This window comes from Bacteroides sp., from assembly GCA_036351255.1.
GTDB lineage: Bacteria > Bacteroidota > Bacteroidia > Bacteroidales > UBA7960 > UBA7960.
Window position 1 is genome coordinate 13391 of record JAZBOS010000036.1, and the last position, 18830, is coordinate 32220.

General features: G+C 48.5%; 17 protein-coding genes. 9 read left to right on the forward strand and 8 right to left on the reverse strand.

The features are described 5' to 3' along the window. The first annotated feature begins 24 nt into the window (after positions 1-24). Both V2I46_03285 and V2I46_03290 read left to right on the forward strand, forming a co-directional pair. Positions 25-3489, forward strand: coding sequence for a hypothetical protein (locus V2I46_03285; protein ID MEE4176511.1), 3465 nt, complete (start codon positions 25-27; stop codon positions 3487-3489). Between the two features lie 233 nt (positions 3490-3722). Continuing rightward, positions 3723-5003 carry an OmpA family protein gene (locus tag V2I46_03290; protein ID MEE4176512.1) on the forward strand — a complete coding sequence of 427 codons (1281 nt, stop codon included), beginning with the start codon at positions 3723-3725 and terminating at the stop codon, positions 5001-5003. A gap of 48 nt (positions 5004-5051) precedes the next feature. Here V2I46_03290 and V2I46_03295 read toward each other — a convergent pair whose 3' ends face one another. The 5 genes from V2I46_03295 to V2I46_03315 form a co-directional block, all read right to left on the reverse strand. Next, the gene (locus V2I46_03295; GenBank protein ID MEE4176513.1) at positions 5052-5975 is read right to left on the reverse strand and encodes a molybdenum cofactor synthesis domain-containing protein; all 924 of its coding nucleotides are present in this window, start codon (positions 5973-5975) and stop codon (positions 5052-5054) included. 40 nt (positions 5976-6015) lie between these two features. After that, positions 6016-6462 (reverse strand): cyclic pyranopterin monophosphate synthase MoaC, encoded by a 447-nt coding sequence (gene moaC, locus V2I46_03300; protein MEE4176514.1) that lies wholly within the window; start codon positions 6460-6462, stop codon positions 6016-6018. Between the two features lie 55 nt (positions 6463-6517). Then, a complete protein-coding gene (locus V2I46_03305; protein MEE4176515.1) occupies positions 6518-7285 on the reverse strand; it encodes a radical SAM protein in 768 nt (255 codons plus the stop codon). 16 nt (positions 7286-7301) lie between these two features. Further along, on the reverse strand, positions 7302-8477 hold the full coding sequence (glp, locus tag V2I46_03310; protein ID MEE4176516.1) for a gephyrin-like molybdotransferase Glp: 1176 nt from the start codon (positions 8475-8477) through the stop codon (positions 7302-7304). 217 nt (positions 8478-8694) lie between these two features. Further along, entirely contained in the window at positions 8695-9372 is a 678-nt protein-coding gene (locus V2I46_03315; GenBank protein ID MEE4176517.1) for a HesA/MoeB/ThiF family protein, read from the reverse strand. Between the two features lie 101 nt (positions 9373-9473). On the opposite strand from V2I46_03315, the gene V2I46_03320 reads away from it, so the two are divergent. Together V2I46_03320 and V2I46_03325 are read left to right on the forward strand one after the other, a co-directional pair. Next, complete coding sequence (locus V2I46_03320) at positions 9474-10262, forward strand: ABC transporter permease (GenBank protein MEE4176518.1); 789 nt, start codon at positions 9474-9476, stop codon at positions 10260-10262. Next, positions 10249-11310, forward strand: a complete 1062-nt coding sequence (locus V2I46_03325) for an ABC transporter ATP-binding protein (protein MEE4176519.1) — start codon at positions 10249-10251, stop codon at positions 11308-11310. Before V2I46_03320 ends, V2I46_03325 begins: the two co-directional genes overlap by 14 nt. Before the next feature lie 40 nt (positions 11311-11350). Here the strand turns inward: V2I46_03325 and V2I46_03330 are convergent, their stop codons facing one another. Then, positions 11351-12574 (reverse strand): glycosyltransferase, encoded by a 1224-nt coding sequence (locus V2I46_03330; GenBank protein ID MEE4176520.1) that lies wholly within the window; start codon positions 12572-12574, stop codon positions 11351-11353. A 246-nt stretch (positions 12575-12820) separates the two neighbouring features. Between V2I46_03330 and V2I46_03335 the strand changes: the two genes are divergently transcribed. Together V2I46_03335 and V2I46_03340 are read left to right on the forward strand one after the other, a co-directional pair. Beyond that, positions 12821-13003, forward strand: a complete 183-nt coding sequence (locus V2I46_03335) for a hypothetical protein (protein MEE4176521.1) — start codon at positions 12821-12823, stop codon at positions 13001-13003. 174 nt (positions 13004-13177) lie between these two features. After that, the gene (locus V2I46_03340) at positions 13178-14641 is read left to right on the forward strand and encodes an alkaline phosphatase (protein MEE4176522.1); all 1464 of its coding nucleotides are present in this window, start codon (positions 13178-13180) and stop codon (positions 14639-14641) included. A 611-nt stretch (positions 14642-15252) separates the two neighbouring features. Here V2I46_03340 and V2I46_03345 read toward each other — a convergent pair. Beyond that, positions 15253-16452 (reverse strand): aminotransferase class I/II-fold pyridoxal phosphate-dependent enzyme, encoded by a 1200-nt coding sequence (locus V2I46_03345; GenBank protein ID MEE4176523.1) that lies wholly within the window; start codon positions 16450-16452, stop codon positions 15253-15255. A gap of 190 nt (positions 16453-16642) precedes the next feature. On the opposite strand from V2I46_03345, the gene V2I46_03350 reads away from it, so the two are divergent. From V2I46_03350 to V2I46_03360, 3 genes are all read left to right on the forward strand, one after another. Next, the gene (locus tag V2I46_03350) at positions 16643-17137 is read left to right on the forward strand and encodes an Lrp/AsnC ligand binding domain-containing protein (GenBank protein ID MEE4176524.1); all 495 of its coding nucleotides are present in this window, start codon (positions 16643-16645) and stop codon (positions 17135-17137) included. A 106-nt stretch (positions 17138-17243) separates the two neighbouring features. Next, positions 17244-17690, forward strand: coding sequence for a hypothetical protein (locus V2I46_03355; protein MEE4176525.1), 447 nt, complete (start codon positions 17244-17246; stop codon positions 17688-17690). Positions 17691-17740: 50 nt separating this feature from the next. Beyond that, positions 17741-18352, forward strand: a complete 612-nt coding sequence (locus V2I46_03360; GenBank protein MEE4176526.1) for a riboflavin synthase — start codon at positions 17741-17743, stop codon at positions 18350-18352. Between the two features lie 130 nt (positions 18353-18482). On the opposite strand, the gene V2I46_03365 is transcribed toward V2I46_03360, so the two are convergent. Next, positions 18483-18830 (reverse strand): S41 family peptidase (locus V2I46_03365; protein MEE4176527.1); only part of this gene is annotated, 348 nt, incomplete at its 5' end.

The window sequence follows — 18830 nt, forward strand, 5'->3', positions numbered from 1 at the left end:
GAGTTCTTTTTTAAGCCATATTATTTGAAACGTTTTTTCGCCTTTCTGGCCATTATCATTCTTTTTGGGATCCTCCCGGTCTATTCCCAGGATGGCTCTGGTATCAGGTCCCGGAATGTTTTTGCGGGTCAGCATGAGCATGTTCTGGATACCCTGAGCATTTTACCAGGGAGTTTTACCATTCATGGGCCAGACAAACTTCCTCTTGATTCTGCCTTTTTTACCCTCGATGCCCCGAATGCCCGCCTGAGCCTCAGAGTTCCTGAATATTGGCAGAACGACAGTCTGAAGGTTTGGTACCGGGTTTTTCCAATCCTGCTTACAGCTCCGTATTCTCATAAGGATCCGGAGGAAATATTCGCAGTGGGAGATAGCGTGGCTTCTCTTCCCTTTGCTTTGACTCCTGCGTTATCAGATGAGGGCTTAATTGGAGTCAGCGGCCTGCAAAGCACCGGTAGCATTACCCGTGGCATTACCGTTGGAAATCGTCAGGATCTTTCACTGCAATCAGCTATGAATCTTCAGCTGAATGGTAACCTGAGTGAAAGCATCGAAGTCAATGCCTTGATCTCTGATCAGGACATCCCCTTTCAGCCTGATGGCACCACTAGGCAAATTCAGGAGTTCGACAAGGTTTTCATTCAATTGTCTGGCCTGGGGGGGCATTTAACTGCCGGTGATTTCACCCTTGAAAGACCGGAAGGGTATTTCCTGAATTTCAACCGGAGGGCCCAGGGTGGAATGGGCAGCTATTCCACAAAGGCACACGGGGAAGGTTTGCTGGGCGGGGCACAGGTGGATATTACCGTTGCGGGCGCCATAGCCAAAGGGAAATATGTCAGGAATCAGTTGCAGGCCGTGGAAGGCAACCAGGGCCCCTACAAACTGAGCGGCGCCAACAACGAGAGCTTCATCATCATCATTGCCGGCACGGAAAGGGTATTCATTGACGGAGAACTGCTGATCCGGGGAATGGATTACGACTATGTGATTGACTACAATATGGCAGAGCTGACCTTTACCACCCGCCGTATGATTACCAGGGAGAGCCGTATTGTCGTTGAGTTTGAATATGCCGAGCGAAATTACGCCCGCTCGGTTTTGTACAGTGGGACGAGGGTTTCCAATGAGAAGGGTGGTTTATATATCCATTTCTTTTCTGAGCAGGATCATAAAAACCAGTCTCTTTTCCAGGAATTGACCGATGAGCGCATCGCCAGGATGGCTGCCGCGGGCGACAGCCTTCAGCAGGCTTTTGACTGGAATGTTGACAGTACTGGATTTTTTAACGACCGGGTAATGTACCTGATGACGGATACCTTGGGCTATGATTCGGTGTTTGTCTATTCCACTGATCCTCAGAGGGCGTTCTACCGTCCGGGATTTTCCTTTGTTGGAGAGGGGCAGGGGAATTACATTCAGGTGAACGCTGCGGCCAACGGGCGGGTATTTCAATGGGTTGCCCCGATGAATGGCCAACGGCAGGGAACGCATGAGCCCATCATCCAGCTTGTGACCCCGAAAAAAGCCCAGATGCTCACCATTGGTGGTGATTATAAGATAAGTCAGCACACCACTGCAGGCCTTGAATTTGCCCTGAGCAACCACGATCTGAATCTGTTCTCCGACAGGGATCAGCAGGATGATATGGGCTTTGGTTTGTTACTGAAGTTTGATCATAAGCGGCCATTGCCTGCCTGGGGGGATGGCAAGTGGACATTCGGCCTTACGGGAAGCCACGAATTGGCGTCCACCCATTTCAATCCGGTTGAACGCTACAGATCCGTGGAGTTTGAGCGTGACTGGAACCTTGAAAACAACCTGGATCGCGCAACAGAAAATAACACTAACCTGGGTATTGAGCTGATGCATCCCCAGAGTGGAATGGCTAAGTACCAGTTCAGGTCATTCCAGCAGGGGCCACAGTATTCAGGATTTATGAACAAGGCTGATTCCCGGATGAAGTTTGGCGCTTATAGGTTTTTTTACCAGGGAAGCCTGCTGAACTCAAAGGGGATACAAAAAACGGACTTTTATCGTCATCATACTGGCCTGAATCGCCGGGTGTGGTTTTTTACTGCCGGCATTGAACACCAGATGGAGGATAACCGCCGCCGGACAAACCAAACAGACAGCCTGATGGCTTCCAGTGTATACTTTGATGAATGGCAGTTTTTTCTCAGCCAGCCTGATTCAGCCAGGAACCAATACCGTATATATTATCAGCAGCGGAAAGATCGTAAACCCTTTGGCAATGCTTTCTCTGACGATGCCCAGGCAACGGAAGCCGGCTTTACCTATGAGCTGTTAAACAACCCCGATCAGCGGGTTCTTCTAAACCTGAATCACCGTTCCCTTGCCTTAAGCGGGCAAGCAGCGGATAATACTTTTGGAGGCCGTTTCGATTATTTCTCTAGCTGGATCAAGGGGGCTGTGGTATCCTCCCTTTTTTATGAGGCGGGCAGCGGAATGGAAAGGAAACGGGAGTATATCTACCTGGAAGTGCCGACTGGACAAGGGGTGTATTCATGGGTGGATTATAATGGCAATGGCATTATGGAACTGGATGAATTTGAACTGGCGCAGTTTCCTGATCAGGCCAATTTCATCCGGGTATTCATCCCAACGGATGATTTTACAAAAGTGTTTTCAACCAGGTATAGTCATACCCTGACCATTGACCCCAGGCAAGCCTGGCGCGATGAGTCAGGGATCAAAGGTCTGCTGTCCCGCTTCAGCAACCAGACTTCCGTGAGAATTGAAAAAAAAGAACAAGGGGAAGTTTCCTTTGCCCAGTTCTCACCTTTCCTGACAGATGTTGCAGATACTGCAGTGGTGGGCTTAAACTCCCTGATCCGGAATTCACTGTTTTTTAACCGCTCAGGGGGGAAGCTTTTTGTTGAACTGACCTGGCAGGACAGCCGGAACAAAATGTTACTCAGCAATGGGTTTGAAAGCCGTGTAAATAAGAGCACATCCCTGAGAACGCGCTGGAATCTGAACCGCAATATTTCTGCAGAAGTGCAAGCCAGCCTTGGCGATAAGGAAAATTTTGCTGCCTTTTTCTTTAACCGCAACTACCGGATTGAATCGTATGCTTTAGAACCTGTCGTCAGTTATCAGCATGAAAACCGCTGGCGGTTGAGCTTATTTTATGGCTATGCAGATAAGGAAAACATTATTGCTGACCTGGGTGAAAAAGCCAGGATTCATAAGGGAGGCCTTGAAATGCGTTACAGCATTCCCGGGAAGGGCAACCTGACAGGGAAGTTCCAGTTGTCGAATATTGATTTCCCATTCGATCTCAATACCCCAATAGCCTTTGAAATGCTGGAGGGTCTTTCAGCCGGAACCAACAACCTCTGGAACTTAAGCTGGCAGCAAAATCTGAATGCCTGGCTTCAGCTGAATGTTACCTATCACGGACGTAAATCGGAGGGCATAAAGGCTGTGCATTCCGGGTCTATGCAGGTCAGGGCTTTGTTCTAAACGGGTTTTTTGGGATGCCATTAGAAATTTTGTAACCTGGCTTTTTATTTCCACGTAGAACCTGTTAAGAAGCGTGTTTTGTCATTAACATGTTCTTATTTAAATAAACTTAGAATTACATTTGTTGGAAAAAATATTTTGCCATTCAATTATATATGTTAATTTTGAAACACTTATAGAATGGTAGAAAACATTAGCCAATATTAACCAAAAAACTGTTTATTTTGAAAACTATGAAATTCATTTCAGGGATGGTAGTGGCCTTTGTCCTCCTTGTTCAGCCTTTGCTTTTACAAGGTCAGGCTAATACGGGCTTTAATAGGTTTTCCTTGGGAATTAACGGAGGTGTTTTAACCCCTTTTACTGATATCGAACAAAGGGATTATTTCAGGGTTCTGGATGAATTTTCCTTTGCCGGTGGGGTGAATGCTGAATATCACTTTACGCCAGTGTTTACCATCAGGGGTTCATTTTTGCTTGGCCAGTTGAAAGCCAATGATGAAAACCAGAACATCAACTTTAACTCCGAACTTTGGGAAGCCAATGTCAGCGGAATGCTTAGTCTCTCTAAGCTTTTGTCGCCGCGCTGGAGGCGAAACGACCGGATTGACATTTATGGTATTTTGGGTGTTGGAGTCGTTGCATACCGGTCAAAGTATTTTGACAGCCTTAATGATGAGCTGATAAAAAGCTATGGCTATTCAGAGGATGGCTCAGAAAAGGAAAAGCGTCTGGCCGATCTGGCTGTTCCACTGGGCTTGGGTGTTCGTTTTTATCTTTCTCCCAGGATTGACCTGGCCTTTGAGTCTGTATATCGCTTCACCCAAACGGATAAGCTGGATGCCCTCCATCGTTATGACACCAGGTATGATACTTACAATTATACCAAATTGGGGTTAATTTTTAAACTGGGCAAAAACTCACGTTCCATGAAGTGGGCCTCTCCTTCAGTGGTGATGTATCCTGGCGATACTCACCGCATGGAGTTCATTACCGAAAGAATTACCGAGGTTGACCGCAGGGTGGATCAAATTGATCAGCGCCTGGAGCAAACAACCTACGATCAGGATATTGCTCAACTGCGTCAGCAGATTCAGGCCATTGATCAAAAACAAAACGATCTGAATTCACGTATGAGTTCCCTGGCAGATGCCAAACCAGCCTCCTATCTCAGTGAATCTTCAATGGCAGCACTGCTTAGTGTTTACTTCCGTCTGAACAGTTCGGCGATTGACAACTACAACTATGAGCGTATCGCTTCTGCAGCAAGGTTTATGGCCGCCAACCCCGACGTTCGGATTGAGCTCGTTGGACATACGGATATTACCGGTCCTTCGGCTTACAACGTCTCCCTGAGCGAAAGCCGTGCTCAGGCTGTATATGATGTATTGGTCAACGACTTTAAGATTGACCCGGAACGTTTAGCCATTTCCTTCCGCGGTCCCAATGACCCGCTCTCACAGCAGAACCTCAGCATTAACCGCCGCGTGGACTTTATTATCCTGAATGACTAAAGGAAACAGATGAAATTAAAAAGGGGCCTAAAAGGCCCCTTTTTAATTTTAATGTACATCCAGTCCGTACCGCATATAGATCAGGTGTTCCAGTGTTTTCAGTATCTCCTCCATATACTCGTTAACTGCCTTTACGCTTCCCGGTAGGGTATATACCATTGTGTTTTTAATGAATCCCGCCACACCGCAACTAAGCAAGGCATTCGGTTTTTGACCGCCGTATTTTACCCGAATCAGTTCCATAATGCCGGGAACCTCTTTGTCGAGTTTTGGTCTTATGGTTTCTACAGTAATGTCGCGTGGTCCAACGCCAGTTCCTCCTGTGGTGATTACGGTATCCACCCCTTCCTGAACGGATTCATTGATCATCTTTTCAAGGGCGAGAGCGTCATCGGCAATGATCCTGCTTTCGATCTGAATGTTCCTGGGCAGGTTCTCAAAATGTTTTTCAAGCAATGCTGCAATCCTTGGTCCGCTGCGGTCTTCATATTCGCCCCTGCTGGCCCGGTCACTCAGGGTGATCAATTGAAAGCGCAACACCTTGGGAACATATTCCAGCTCATCTCCCGGGCGCAAGATGCCAGGGCGGATCACCCGCGCAAAAATGCCCTCTTTGGGCATGACACAATTGCCGACTTCCCTGAAGATGGCGCAACTGCTGCCGTGACATTCCTTCCCGATCTGCGTGATCTCCAGTTCAACCTCTTTTCCAATCAAACGATCCAGGGGAGAGGTATTCACCAGCTCAAGTCCCTCAGTGGTGAGGTTCTCGGCAAACTCTCCAAAGGCGATCTTGCGTCCCGCAAGGGCCGAAAAACGATCAACGCTCTCTTTCCCCAGTAAGCTCACCTGACGATGCCAGTTCCCAGCATGGGCATCCTCCTGGATGCCATACTTGTCGAGCCTGATTTCACTGACAGGTTTTTTTATGGTCCCTGTTTCCTTAGAAATATTGACTGATAATATCTTCATTTTAAAATTGAATGTGCGTTAAATAATTCTACGGGAAGGCTTATTCCTTTTTCTTTTCTAAAAGGACGACCTCATGAATAACCATCTCCTTGTCGACCGCCTTGCACATATCGTATATGGTGAGCAAGGCAACGCTGGCTGCCATTAGGGCTTCCATCTCCACGCCAGTCTGCCCGTTGCACTTCACCAGTGTTTGCACCTCTACGCCGTCCTCTTTTAAACTGGCCTTGACATCCACTTTGGTGATTTGCAGGGGGTGACACAAAGGGATAAGGTCAGATGTCTTTTTGGCCGCCTGTATACCTGCGATCTGGGCTACGGTCAACACATCGCCCTTTTTCATCTGGTTCTCACGGATCAATTCAACCGTTGTTTTTTGTAAGCTGATAAACCCTGAAGCCCTGGCCATACGATGCTGAACCGGCTTATCCCCTACGTCCACCATTGTGGCCTTGCCTTTATCGTCAGTATGTGAAAATTTATTCATGGCGTTTTAAGCATTTATCAGTTTATGGGCCGAATATTTAAAGCGCTGTTGGTCCTTAGCCTCCAATGTTATTAAAGCAGTTTTGGAGGTTTACAGTGCCTTTTTCTGGCTTGTGAATTAAAGCCTTTTCAATGGCCTGCCTTGCTCCCAGCTCCCTCACACTAAATTCCAGATCGCTGAACAGGCAGGGTTTGATCATCCCATTGCTGGTAAGCCTTAGGCGGTTACAGTGACGGCAGTCGCCGCCGCTTCCCCCGTCTACAACTCCAAATTCCCCTGTATGGAGATTCATTTCCCTGATATACCTGATCTGGAGTCCGTTTTTATGGCAGTAGTCTCTTACCGCAACCGCATCTTTTTCATTCCGACTCTCCTTTATGACACAGTTCACCTTAATGGGTCCCAGACCAGCATTGCGGGCTGCTTCAATGCCCGCCAGCACCTTACTGACGTCACCTCCCCGGGTGATCCAGGCATAAGTCTCCGGATCCAGTGAATCCAGGCTGACATTAACACGTTGCAGCCCCGCTTCTGCTAGGGGAACAGCAAATTCTCCCAGCAAAATCCCGTTGGTGGTCATGGAGAAATCCTTCACCCCGGGCACCTCAGCAATCATCCTGACCAGGTCAACAATCCCCTTGCGCACCAGCGGCTCACCTCCGGTCAGGCGAACTTTTTCCACCCCCATACGGACGGCTACCTTTACCACGTCCCTGATTTCTTCAAACCGCAGGATCTCAGCATGAGGGATGAATGGTACCCCTTCTTCCGGCATACAATACCGGCAACGGAGGTTACAGCGATCTGTAACAGAAATGCGCAAATAGTTTATTTTTCGGTTATACTGGTCTAACATCAACTGTCACTCCTTTTTTGATTTCATGAATTCCCGCAGGAATGCGCATAATGCCATCGGCAAGACACATGGCGTGGATATGGGCAGACCCGTGATAACTTACAGGGCTCACATTCCCTGAGTCGTCAATGATCACGGGAAGAAACTCCAGACGGTCGGCTTTCTTGCGCTGAAAGTCAATACCCATAGGAAGGGAGAGCGTCTCAGGTTTCCAGTCAAATCCCATCATTCGATACAACAGGGGTTTTGCAAACACTTCAAAATTGATGAAGGAAGACACCGGGTTTCCGGGGAGCCCAAAGATATAGGCTCGTTCTGTTTTTCCAAAAACGGTAGGTTTACCAGGTTTTACGGCTACTTTTTGAAACAAGATATCAACCTGGTTTTTACGCATGATCTTGGGGACGAAATCAAAATCCCCCATCGAAACGCCCCCGGTCAGCAGCACCATGTCGTTTTCTGCCAGGGCTTTACTGATGGCACGGTCGGTAGCTTTCTCATCGTCGGGGATGATGCCCATGTAGTTTGGAATGCAATGGGCAGCCCTGACCTGTGCAATCAGCTGGAAGCCGTTGCTATTGCGGATCTGTCCAGGACCAGGTTCCCTGGCTGGTTCTACCAGTTCATCTCCGGTTGATAGAATGGCTACCCTCGCCTGGCGGCCCACCAATGGCTGTACCCAACCCACTGAGGCCAGAATCGCAATATGTTGCGGAAGGATCAAGGTCCCTTTTTTAAGCACCAAGTCACCTTTTTTTAAATCCTCTGCTTTGATGGCAATATTGGATGAAGTTTTCAGGCCGGTAAACCTGACCAACCCATCCATGATCTCTTCAGTGTGCTCAACCATGATCACCGTATCGGCCCCGGGTGGCACCATGGCTCCGGTCATTAGTTTGGTGCATTGACCTTTCCCAATGGGTTTTGTTGGAATCTTTCCGGCAGGGATTACCTCCAGGATATCCAGATCCCTGCCAAGGTCTTCCCTTCGGCAGGCATAACCATCCACGGCGGACTTATCAAAGGGGGGCATATCTACATCAGAAAAAACATCCTCGGCAAGCACCCGGTAAAGGGAGTCGTTAAAGTCAACCCGCTCAGTTCCGGTGGGTTTTACCTTTGACAGGATGATCTCCTGGGCTTCTTCAAAACGAATCATTTTCGCACAATTTTTCAGGTGCAAAGGTACCAACATTTTCCGGGAGAATGGCTATGGATTTGTCCTAATCAGGCCTCAATCCTTTTGTCCCGAATCCTTGGGGATGGGTAGCACTAAAAATGCCGCTGCTTTTCTGCCATTGTAACCAACCTATTACCAGTCAATATGAATGGAAACAAATCAGGATTTAAATTCCAGAAAATTTTCTGATTTTTTTTTAAAGTTCAACCACCTCGTATTGCTGCTCCAGCAGGTTGATCATCAGCAATTTATTTCTGAGCAAGTGACCTTTTCCAAGCAATACTTTCAGGGCTTCGGCCACCTGAATGGAGGCTGCCAGGGCAGGGGTGAAGGAAGGGTTGCCCAGCAGGGTCTCAGCTCCTTTATTAAACGTGTCCGGAAAGATTTTTTCAACCATCCGGTCCCCCGGCAGGATGGTGCACACCTGGGCGTACCAGCCTGCAATGGCGCCAAACACCATGGGGATGTCCAGGGCTTCAGCGGCTTTTTCAACTATTCGCCTCGAACTCACATTGTCGAGGGCATCAAAAATCAGGTCATGTCCAGCCAGAATTGCCTGTGCATTTTCCTCTGTAATAAATTCATAGATTGCTTCGGTCTCAATATCGGGGTTGATTTCCCTGACGCGGTGTTTTGCTTCCCGGGCCTTGGGCTCTCCCAGGTTGTGGGGTGTAGAAAAGATCTGCCGGTTCAGGTTGGAAGGTTCATATACATCCCCGTCGATCAGGGTGAGGTGACCGATGCCCAGGCGGGCCAGCATTTCAATAATATAGCCTCCCAAGCCCCCGCAACCTGCAACGGCAGCCCTGATGGAGCGAAGACGCCGGTTTTCTTCTGGGCTAAGCATCTTTTCGTTCTTAACGTAGCGTTCCATGACCGTGAATTTTGTTCACGAATATACAAAAATAACAGGCAGGCAATATGCTTCCCTATTCAAGGCAAAACAGGTATATTTGCTTTTTTGATTCCCGGCATATGTTGCGAAACTGGAAACTGAGCATGGTGTTTTTGTTCCTCAGCGGGCTGGTGCTGCTGTTCATTGTAGCTCCACTTGCAGGGATCTTTCTGAAAACCTCCTTGCCCCAGTATTCACAGGTCATTGCCGACCCTGCTGTGCTTCGGAGCATCCGGCTCACCCTGCTCAGCTCGCTGGCGGGCACCCTGTTGTTTGGGGTTGCCTCCATTCCCCTGGCCTATGTGCTGGCCCGTAAGGACTTCTTTTTGAAGGGTCTGGTCAATGGCCTGGTCGACCTTCCCATTGTCATTCCACATTCGGCAGCCGGGATTGCCATCCTTGGAGTGGTTAGCCGTGGCACTTGGTTGGGGAAGGCGGGAGAAGCGGCGGGTATTTCATTTGTTGGGGGAGTGGCTGGCATTATCCTGGCCATGGCTTTTGTGAGTATTCCCTTCCTGATCAATGCCGCACGCGATGGCTTTGAGGCAGTTCCGGAAAAGCTGGAAAAGGCTGCCCTCAACCTGGGGGCATCCCCCTGGCGTGTTTTCTTCACCATTTCCCTGCCCTTGGCAAAAAGATCGGTGCTGAGCGGACTGGTCATGATGTGGGCCCGCGGCCTGAGTGAGTTCGGGGCAGTGGTCATCATCGCCTATCACCCCATGATTACCCCAGTGCTTATCTGGGAACGCTTCAATGCCTTCGGCCTGAGTTATGCCCGGCCGGTGGCTGCTGTATTTGTATTGGTATGTCTGGTAATTTTTATCCTCATGCGGCTGTTGTCAAAAAACCCTGTTCATGTTAGAAATTAAGGACATCAGCATTCGCTTCGGCGATTTCTCACTGGAGGAAGTCTCTCTTAGCATTGCTCCTGGCGATTATCTTGCCCTGCTCGGGGTTTCGGGAGCCGGTAAAACCGTTTTGCTCGAAGTACTGGCCGGACTGGTAAAACCTGATAAAGGAGAAATCCGCTGGAATGACCGCGACATTACCCAGACACGTATTCAGCAACGGCCGGTGGGATTGGTCTATCAGGACTTATCCCTTTTTCCGCACCTCAACGTCTTTGCCAATATCGCCTATGCCCTGAAAGTCCGCAAAGTGCCTGCCGCCGAACAAAGGAAGCGCGTGCTTTCACTGGCTCGTGAAACCGGCGTTGATCACTTGCTCGACCGCTTTCCAGGCACCCTCTCAGGGGGGGAAGCCCAGCGTGTAGCTCTGGCCCGTACCCTGGCCGCTGACCCCGATATCCTGCTGCTCGATGAACCCCTGGCAAACCTTGACGTCAAACTGAAAACTGGCCTGAGGAAATTATTGCGCCAGATCAATCGCAGTGGAAAAACAATAATTCACGTCACGCACGATTTTATGGAAGCAGCCACGCTGGCCAACCAAGTGGCGGTCATCGAAAACGGCCGCCTGGCCCAAGTAGGGACCCCCGAAGAAGTGTTCCGGCACCCCAGGTCGGAGTTTGTTGCACGGTTTAGCGGAATTAAGAATATTTTCTCTTGTAGCGTGGAACTATCCGCCGGGCCGGAAAATTCCCTGCAAGCCATTTTGCCTGGTGGTCAGCATATTTCTTTCCTGGGCAATGAAACAGGAAAAGAAGGCTTTGTAATGATTCCACAGGAGGATATCGTCCTTTCGGAAAATCCGCTCGAGAGCTCTGCCCTGAACCAATTGAAGGGTGTCGTTCGCGAGGCATACCTCAGCGGAAACGGGATGGAGATCCTGATTGATGCCGGGCTTGAGCTTGTAGCCTCCCTGAGCCGGCACTCCTTTGAAAAAATGAACATCGTACAGGGAAAAACGGTTTGGGCCAGCTTCAAGGCATCCGCTGTCAAGTTTCTGGCAGGATAAGGAAAGGATTTCTCAAAAGAGAGCTTTCCAGAGGACAGCATCAGCTTGGCAGACTCCGGTAGATCTTATCGTATTTTTCTACCCCCATTTCCAGGTTGAAATGTGTCAGGGCGCAGTCCCTTATGAGCTCGGGTGGTTTCCTCATGATGTCGGCAATCTGGCCAATAGCCTCATCGTAGGCCTTATCCGTAAATTCATCCACCAATATGCCCACCTCTGTTTCCTTCACAATGGCGTCGGTGTCCCCAACGCCCTTATTGGTGATGAAAGGGATGCCCATGCTCATGATCTCGGCCTGTTTGGTGGGGCTTGAAGCCTTTTTCGAAAATACCGGCTTGATAAAGAAAATTGAAATATCCGATATGCTGAGGTATTCGGGAACGTCTTTCCTGCCGGCTTTTACCACGATCACGTTGAGGGGATCCACATAAGCCTGGGTGGCCTCCCGGATGATATGTTCCGGATCTTCTCCAGTAATGAAAAGAAAGCGTGCATCCGGGAAAATCCTGAGCAAGCGCCTGAAGAAGGCCATCATTTCGGCCGTCATATACCAGGTGCCAATGCTTCCCAGGTATGAAAGCACAAAATGCGCTTGTTCAATGCCCAGTTGCTTGCGCAAGGCATGCTTCCTTTCATCGCTGATATATTGTTGAGAAAACAAATCCACATCGGTGCAGCAGGGAATCACCGAAGTGCGTTTTTCAACCTCTTCTCCAAACGACTGGCCAATGATCCTGCGACCGCTCTCAGTGAGGCTGACCACCGCATCAGCCTGGGCAAAGAACTCCTTTTCCCGCCGCTTGAAATACTTGTAAACCTTGCGGTAAAAAAAACTTTTGGGGTTCCAGATGTTTCCTTCAAAACGCTCGTCCACCCAAAATCCCCGCATATCAAAAACGAACCGCAGCCCAAAACGTTTTTTCATATATATGCCCGCAAAGGAAGCAATGTAGCTGCGGCAATGAACGATTTCAAAGGGGGTTTTTCGATGCTGCCGCAAGGCGGTTCGCCTGAGTTTGTAAAGGTCGAAAAGTTTGGAGAGCAGGGGAGGAAAGGTCGAAAACTTCAAGGGCTTCCAGCCGATATTGTTTTCGGCAAAGATCGCTTTCACCTCCGGGGCATCCTTCTTAAAGGTATCACGTTTTTCACAACTGATCACGTGAATCCGGTGCCCCTTTTTCGAAAGCCCCGTCAGGTATGGAATCACCTGCGAACGGCCCAGGGCATCCGTCATGCCATCATACGAAAGGTATAATACATCCATGCTTGTCCTGTCTCACCCCTTTTGCATGTAAAATTAATCAATTTCTTTTCGTCACTTTCCTTTTTTTACCTTTTGGGCTCACAGGCCATTTACCCTTGCTGGTCAATTCTCATACGTGAATAGCCCTGACAGAAGAATCAAACAGATGTAAACAATTGAATATATCCGCATAAATAAACAAATGTTTAAAAAAGTTTTTAATTTTCATCCAATAGTATACTTTTGTAAAAAAGAAAGGGGGTTATTATGAAAAAATTCAAGAAAAAACCTTTTAATCGCCCCAATGAAAACGGGAAGGGAACCAGGCCATCTCCCGGGATTTCCAAAGCCTTATCCGGGAAAAAAGAACCCAATGCTTCTGAGTGTATGCCTGCTTCTTTCCGCGAGATGTGGGATGTGTTTCTTTCCTTCACGCGATTGAATTACTGATCTTCAGCAATTCATCCCTCTCCAATTGTTTTTACCCGGCCCGAAAGGGCCTTTTTGTTTTAATGTTAAAAAATCCTGAAATTTGTTCCCTTCTTTAAAGGGCTGTTTTTTTTCAGTACCTTTATATTCAAATAGTTGAATACGAATAATAAAATAATTTTAACCCTTTCAAAAATGTTCACATTTCGTAAGAACCAGAAAAACAGGATAATTTTTGGAATTTTCCTGCTGGGAATGATCTCCTGTACCCAGGCTCCTGCTATAATGTCGGAGCAGGAAAGCCTGCCCAAACCAAAAAACATCATTTTCTTTATCGGCGATGGGATGGGTTACAACCATGTGCTGGCCGCCAATTATTATGCTTATGGCCACGATAAGGCCCAGCCATACGAACAGGATGACTGGACCAAGCTATCGGTGGCCACTTATCCGGCGGTGATCAGTAAAACCGAGGAGGAGATTGTTTACAGCAACGGGTATAGCCCGCGACTGGCATGGAGTGTCCCTGCATACAACAATACCGATTATACCGACAGCGGTGCCGGAGGAACGGCTTTGTCTACCGGCAGAAAGACATACAATGGTACGATTGGGCTGGGTGTCGATGGCGATACCCTCACATTGCTCAGCGAGGCTGCCAAAGTGCTGGGGAAATCGACCGGGGTAGTGTCCAGTGTGCATATGAGCCATGCTACCCCTGCTACCTTTGCAGCCCACAATGCTGATCGCGGCAATTATGACGAAATCGCCCGCTACATGCTGTTCAACACCCGCCTCGACCTGATCCTCGCAGCCGGAAATCCTGACTTCAGCGATGACGGAAAACCTTCCGAGAATAACGACCGCTATGTTGGGGGGCGCGAGATTTGGCAGCAGCTGTTGGCCAACGATGGCCGCACCGAGTTTAATGCCGGCGGACAAACCCTTCGCGTGCAGGACAGCGACGGCGACGGGCAGGCTGACCCCTGGACGCTGATCCAGACCCGCGAAGATTTCGTGAAACTGGCCAGCGGTGAAACCCCCGCCCGCGTAATGGGCATTCCACAAGTGAACTCTACCCTCCAGCAAGGGCGTACCGATGGCGAAAATGAGACGCTTCCATTCAGCCAGCCCTTCAACGAGGGCATCCCCACCCTGGAAGAAATGACCCGCACGGCCCTCAATGTGCTGGGACAGAACGACAAGGGTTTCTTTGTGATGATCGAAGGCGGGGCCATTGACTGGGCAAGCCACGATAATCACCTGGGAAGGGTGATTGAAGAACAAATCGACCTGAACAACGCCATCCAGGCGGCCATTGAATGGGTGGAAGCCAACAGCAGCTGGGAAGAAACCCTGATCATCCTTACCGCTGACCACGAAACCGGTTACCTCACTGGCCCTTCACACCCCGAACAGGTAAATGCCCCGGTGGTCAGCAACGGGAAAGGACAGCTGCTACAGGCAAAATTTAACTTTGGCAACCACACCAACACCCTGGTGCCATTATATGTTAAAGGACCCGGACAGGAACTGTTCCGCCTGGCTGCCGGCGAAAAAGATCCGGTTAGAGGCCCCTATATGCAGAATGTTCAGATTCCCCAAACCATCTTTATGATGTGGGGAAATCCTGAAATTGAGGTCCATCGCCTGAACTAATCAGGACAATAGTAAGAGATGATCCCCCCTGACACTTTGCAAAGTGAGTTCCGGGGGGATTTTTATTTTTAACCCCACCATTATAAATGAATCCTGGCCTTTTTGTTGACCCGGGAAAGAGGGATCAAAGAGGGACCATGGTCGGAGTTTATACGGTTTAAACCGTATAAACTCCGAATAAACTCCGTATTAACTATTACCCTGGTTTTTCCTTAGAATGGGAAGGTAAAGAAAATCAATTAGTTATGAAATGATGCTGATTCAACTACAGAAGACCTGGATGAAGTATCTCCAATCGGAATGGCTACAAAAAACCCCGGGACAGTTTTCTGTCCCGGGGCCACCAATCAACTAACCAAAACAACAACATGAAAAGAAACCAATGTCTTTTTTTATCTATTTTCGATTTCAGGGTTTAAGATCAGGGTTCTAAAATTATAACTCTGAAAACCGGATTTTGTTTTATATCAATGGAAAAATTAATATAAAAAAAGTTAAAAGTACTATGAACGGTCGATTTAACTTTTTGAAAAAACCACCCGGGATTTGAAAAACCTTATGAAAACATTCTTTCCCGGGTGGAAAACAAAACAAAATTGAATGAAGGAAATTTAAATGGTATCCAATGCGCTGAGGCATTTTTCTATTTTGAGCCAACTGCGCTCAATATCGTTGTCAAGGCCAACGGAGAAGCGCACCAGGCCTTCGGAGAGGCCCATTTTTTTCTGGACATCCTCGGGTACTTCGCTCGAAGTACTCTTGCCTGAGTTGCTGAAGAGGGTTTTGAAATACCCCAGGCTTACGGCCAGGTAACCCACACCTTCCTTCTGCATCATTTCCATAAACCGGGCGGCGCGTTCACTGGTTTCGAGATCAATGGCAATCATGCCTCCAAAGCCGAAATCGGGGTTCATCAGTTTTTTCATTAGCTCGTGCTGCGGATGTTCGTGCATGCCGGGATAAACAAACCGTAATCCTACGGTTTTGAACTTTTCAGCCAGGTACATGGCGTTGTGGCTGTGCTGTTTCATTCGAATATGGAGGGTATGCAGGTTTTTGTGGATGCTGGATGAGCGCATGGGATCGAGCACCGGGCCCAGCAGCATGGCTGTGCCTGAATTGACATCCGATAGGGCTGCAATAAATTCCTCGTCGGCACAGATGGCCCCAGCCACACAGTCGTTCTTGCCGTTGATGAACTTGGTCATACTGTATACCACAACATCGGCGCCCCATTTGGCGGGAGCGATCATCATTGGGGTGAAGGTATTATCAACCACCAGTTTGATCTTGTGTTTGCGGGTGATCTGGGCCAGGGCGGGCAGGTCGGAGATCTGCAAGAGCGGGTTGGTCATCGACTCGGTGTAGATCATGGTCGTGTTGGGGCGGATGGCTTTTTCAACCTGTTGCAGGTTGGTGACATCCACGAAAGTGACTTCGATCTTAAACTTTTTCAAGTAGTTGGCCATAAAGGCAAAGGTTCCCCCGTAGGTGGTGATACTCGAAACGATGTGGTCGCCGGTATTGCAGAGCTGGAGAATGGCGCTGGTGATGGCAGCCATGCCCGAACCAGGGACCCAGGCAGCCTGGGTGCCTTCCATGGCGGCGAGGGCATCGGCCAGGTATTTGTTGGAAGGATTCCAGTGGCGTGAATAGAGGAAACAGCCCTGCTGTTCACCGTGGAAGGTGTCGAGCATGGTTTTGGCTTCCAAAAAGGTGTAGGTTGCCGAATCGGTAATGGAAGGATTCACGTCGCCAAATTCGCCAAACTGAAGCAGGTCCTGAATGTTGGATGCGGGATCAAATTTCATGTTCTGTTGTTTTTTAGGCACCTGGTTTTTCAAAAAGAAAATAAGCGCCGGTTTGTTTTGCAAAAATATTGAATTTTCTGAAAACGAACCTATTGTCGTTAGAATAAAAGAAAATAAAATGCAATGTGCTTATAATTTGTAAGCAAAAAGCTTTAAATTTGCAATAATTTGATTAGAAAAAAATTCTTTTATGGAAAAAGGCTTTCAGATTGATAGCACAGATAAAAAGATCCTGGAGATCTTGGCGGCCAATGCGCGGATGCCATTTCTTGAAGTTGCCCGCATGTGTAGTATCAGCGGAGCAGCCGTTCACCAGCGTGTTCAGAAGCTTATGGATGCCGGCATTCTCGATGGCTCGCAGTTTTGCCTCAACCCCAAAGGGCTCGGTTATTACACCTGCGCCTTTATCGGGATACAGGTGAACCTGTTAAGTACTTCCACCCACGAGCAGGTGTTCCAGGCCATCAAGAAAATCCCTGAAATCGTCGAATGCCATCACATTTCAGGGAAATACTCCCTTTTTCTGAAAGTGTTTACCAAGAACAATGAGCACCTGAAAAAGATCATTGTCGAGAAGATACAGACCATCCCAGAAGTAACAGCCACAGAAACATTTATTTCGCTTGAAGAAGGTTTTGTCAGACAGCTGCCAGTGCAGGAAGGGAACATATTCTTTTACGAATAAGAAGGCCTGATAAATCATTCCGGGCCTTTTGGGGTTTTTCACTGGAATCTTCTATTTTTGCAGGGTTGTCTGAATTGCGTTTTCATTCTTAAAGCCCCAAAAAGAAATGCAAAATAAGCTTGCTTTTTTCTTTTTCCTGAGCCTGGTGTTATGGTATTCCCTGGTGTTTTTTCCTATTCCAGAATTGCTGATTGAGGGGACTGCCTCCCTGCTGGGCCCTATGGGAATCTTGATGGTTTTGCTTGTTTTGCTGCTGGCTGGTATGGTCATGCAATGGAAGTATGTTTCCCTTGCTGCCTTCCCATTATTGGCCGCCTGGGGCCTTTTGCAGTTTAATGCCCATTGGCGAACCTGGATCGTTGAAGCCAGTCCTGAGCAGCAGGAGCATTATTACCAGCATTTCAGGGGAACCTGGAGGATCTTCCCTGAGTCCGCTATGCATACTGTTCCCGACCTTTACCATTTTGTGCTGGGCTTGCTGATTGGGATCAACCTGGCGCTGGTCATCATTCAGATCACGAAGCTGTTCAGCATGAAGAAAAGGCCAGCTTGAAAATTGCTGAAAGGATATTCATTGATAGAAAATCATTTAAACCGAGAAATATGTTTACAGGAATCGTAGAAACCACCGCGCAGGTGGTAAAAATTGAAAAAGACCGGGGCAATATCCATTTCACGATGGAAACGCCCATTGCGGATGAATTAAAAGTGGATCAGAGCGTGTCGCACGACGGGGTGTGCCTGACCACGGTGAATGTTGACAAGGAGAAGAAACAATATACCGTTACGGCTATCCAGGAAACGCTTGACAAGACCAATATGCGCACCTGGCAGGAAGGCTACCGGGTGAACCTGGAACGCTGTATGCGTATTGACGGGCGCCTGGACGGGCATATCGTTCAGGGGCACGTGGACCAGACCGCTGTGTGCAAGCGCGTGGAAGAACTCGATGGTAGCTGGAAGTTTTGGTTTGAATACGATCGCGGCCCTAAGAATATCACCGTGGAAAAAGGTTCCATTTCGGTGAACGGGGTAAGCCTGACAGTGGTAGATTCAGAACCTGGCCTGTTCTCTGTGGCCATTATTCCCTACACCTATGAGCACACCAACTTTGGTGATTTCAGGGTGGGTTCCGTGGTCAACCTTGAATTTGATATTATTGGCAAATACGTTGCCCGCCTGCTGGAGCAACATTTTGAAGCCAGGAAGGGATAAAGGGTTGTCCTTGTTGTCTGCTTCGCGTTGTCCTTGTTGTCTGCTTCGCGTTTTTGTTTAAGAAACTTAAACAGCGATAACAATGACAACAATGACAACTAAGACAACAACGACAACCCTTCCAAAATCCTTATCGGATCCTCTCCTCAATCCATTCCGAACGGTCAGGATCTTCGGGGGTAATCCACTTTTTCGGAGGATTTTCTTCCAGTTCTTTCAGGAGGACCTCAATGGCCTTTTCCAGTGCGGGATCCTGTCCTCGGGCCACCAGGTGCGGGGCATCGATGACTTCAATGTCAGGGTAAATGCCAATGCCCTCAATGATCCATTCGCCTTCCTGGTTGTAAATTCCGAAGCGGGGTACGGAGATGTTACCCCCATCGGCCAGACGTGCGTTGCCTGAGATGCCAACCAGTCCGCCCCAGGTGCGTGCACCGATGATGGTACCCAGGTTTTTCTGGCGGAAGAAATAGGGGAA

Excerpts from the sequence above, each read along its gene's own strand:
- V2I46_03290 (MEE4176512.1), top strand. The coding sequence starts at position 3,723 with ATGAAATTCATTTCAGGGATGGTAGTGGCCTTTGTCCTCCTTGTTCAG.
- V2I46_03295 (MEE4176513.1), bottom strand. The coding sequence starts at position 5,975 with ATGAAGATATTATCAGTCAATATTTCTAAGGAAACAGGGACCATAAAA.
- moaC (MEE4176514.1), bottom strand. The coding sequence starts at position 6,462 with ATGAATAAATTTTCACATACTGACGATAAAGGCAAGGCCACAATGGTG.
- glp (MEE4176516.1), bottom strand. The coding sequence starts at position 8,477 with ATGATTCGTTTTGAAGAAGCCCAGGAGATCATCCTGTCAAAGGTAAAA.
- V2I46_03315 (MEE4176517.1), bottom strand. The coding sequence starts at position 9,372 with ATGGAACGCTACGTTAAGAACGAAAAGATGCTTAGCCCAGAAGAAAAC.
- V2I46_03320 (MEE4176518.1), top strand. The coding sequence starts at position 9,474 with ATGTTGCGAAACTGGAAACTGAGCATGGTGTTTTTGTTCCTCAGCGGG.
- V2I46_03325 (MEE4176519.1), top strand. The coding sequence starts at position 10,249 with ATGTTAGAAATTAAGGACATCAGCATTCGCTTCGGCGATTTCTCACTG.
- V2I46_03330 (MEE4176520.1), bottom strand. The coding sequence starts at position 12,574 with ATGGATGTATTATACCTTTCGTATGATGGCATGACGGATGCCCTGGGC.
- V2I46_03335 (MEE4176521.1), top strand. The coding sequence starts at position 12,821 with ATGAAAAAATTCAAGAAAAAACCTTTTAATCGCCCCAATGAAAACGGG.
- V2I46_03340 (MEE4176522.1), top strand. The coding sequence starts at position 13,178 with ATGTTCACATTTCGTAAGAACCAGAAAAACAGGATAATTTTTGGAATT.
- V2I46_03345 (MEE4176523.1), bottom strand. The coding sequence starts at position 16,452 with ATGAAATTTGATCCCGCATCCAACATTCAGGACCTGCTTCAGTTTGGC.
- V2I46_03350 (MEE4176524.1), top strand. The coding sequence starts at position 16,643 with ATGGAAAAAGGCTTTCAGATTGATAGCACAGATAAAAAGATCCTGGAG.
- V2I46_03355 (MEE4176525.1), top strand. The coding sequence starts at position 17,244 with ATGCAAAATAAGCTTGCTTTTTTCTTTTTCCTGAGCCTGGTGTTATGG.
- V2I46_03360 (MEE4176526.1), top strand. The coding sequence starts at position 17,741 with ATGTTTACAGGAATCGTAGAAACCACCGCGCAGGTGGTAAAAATTGAA.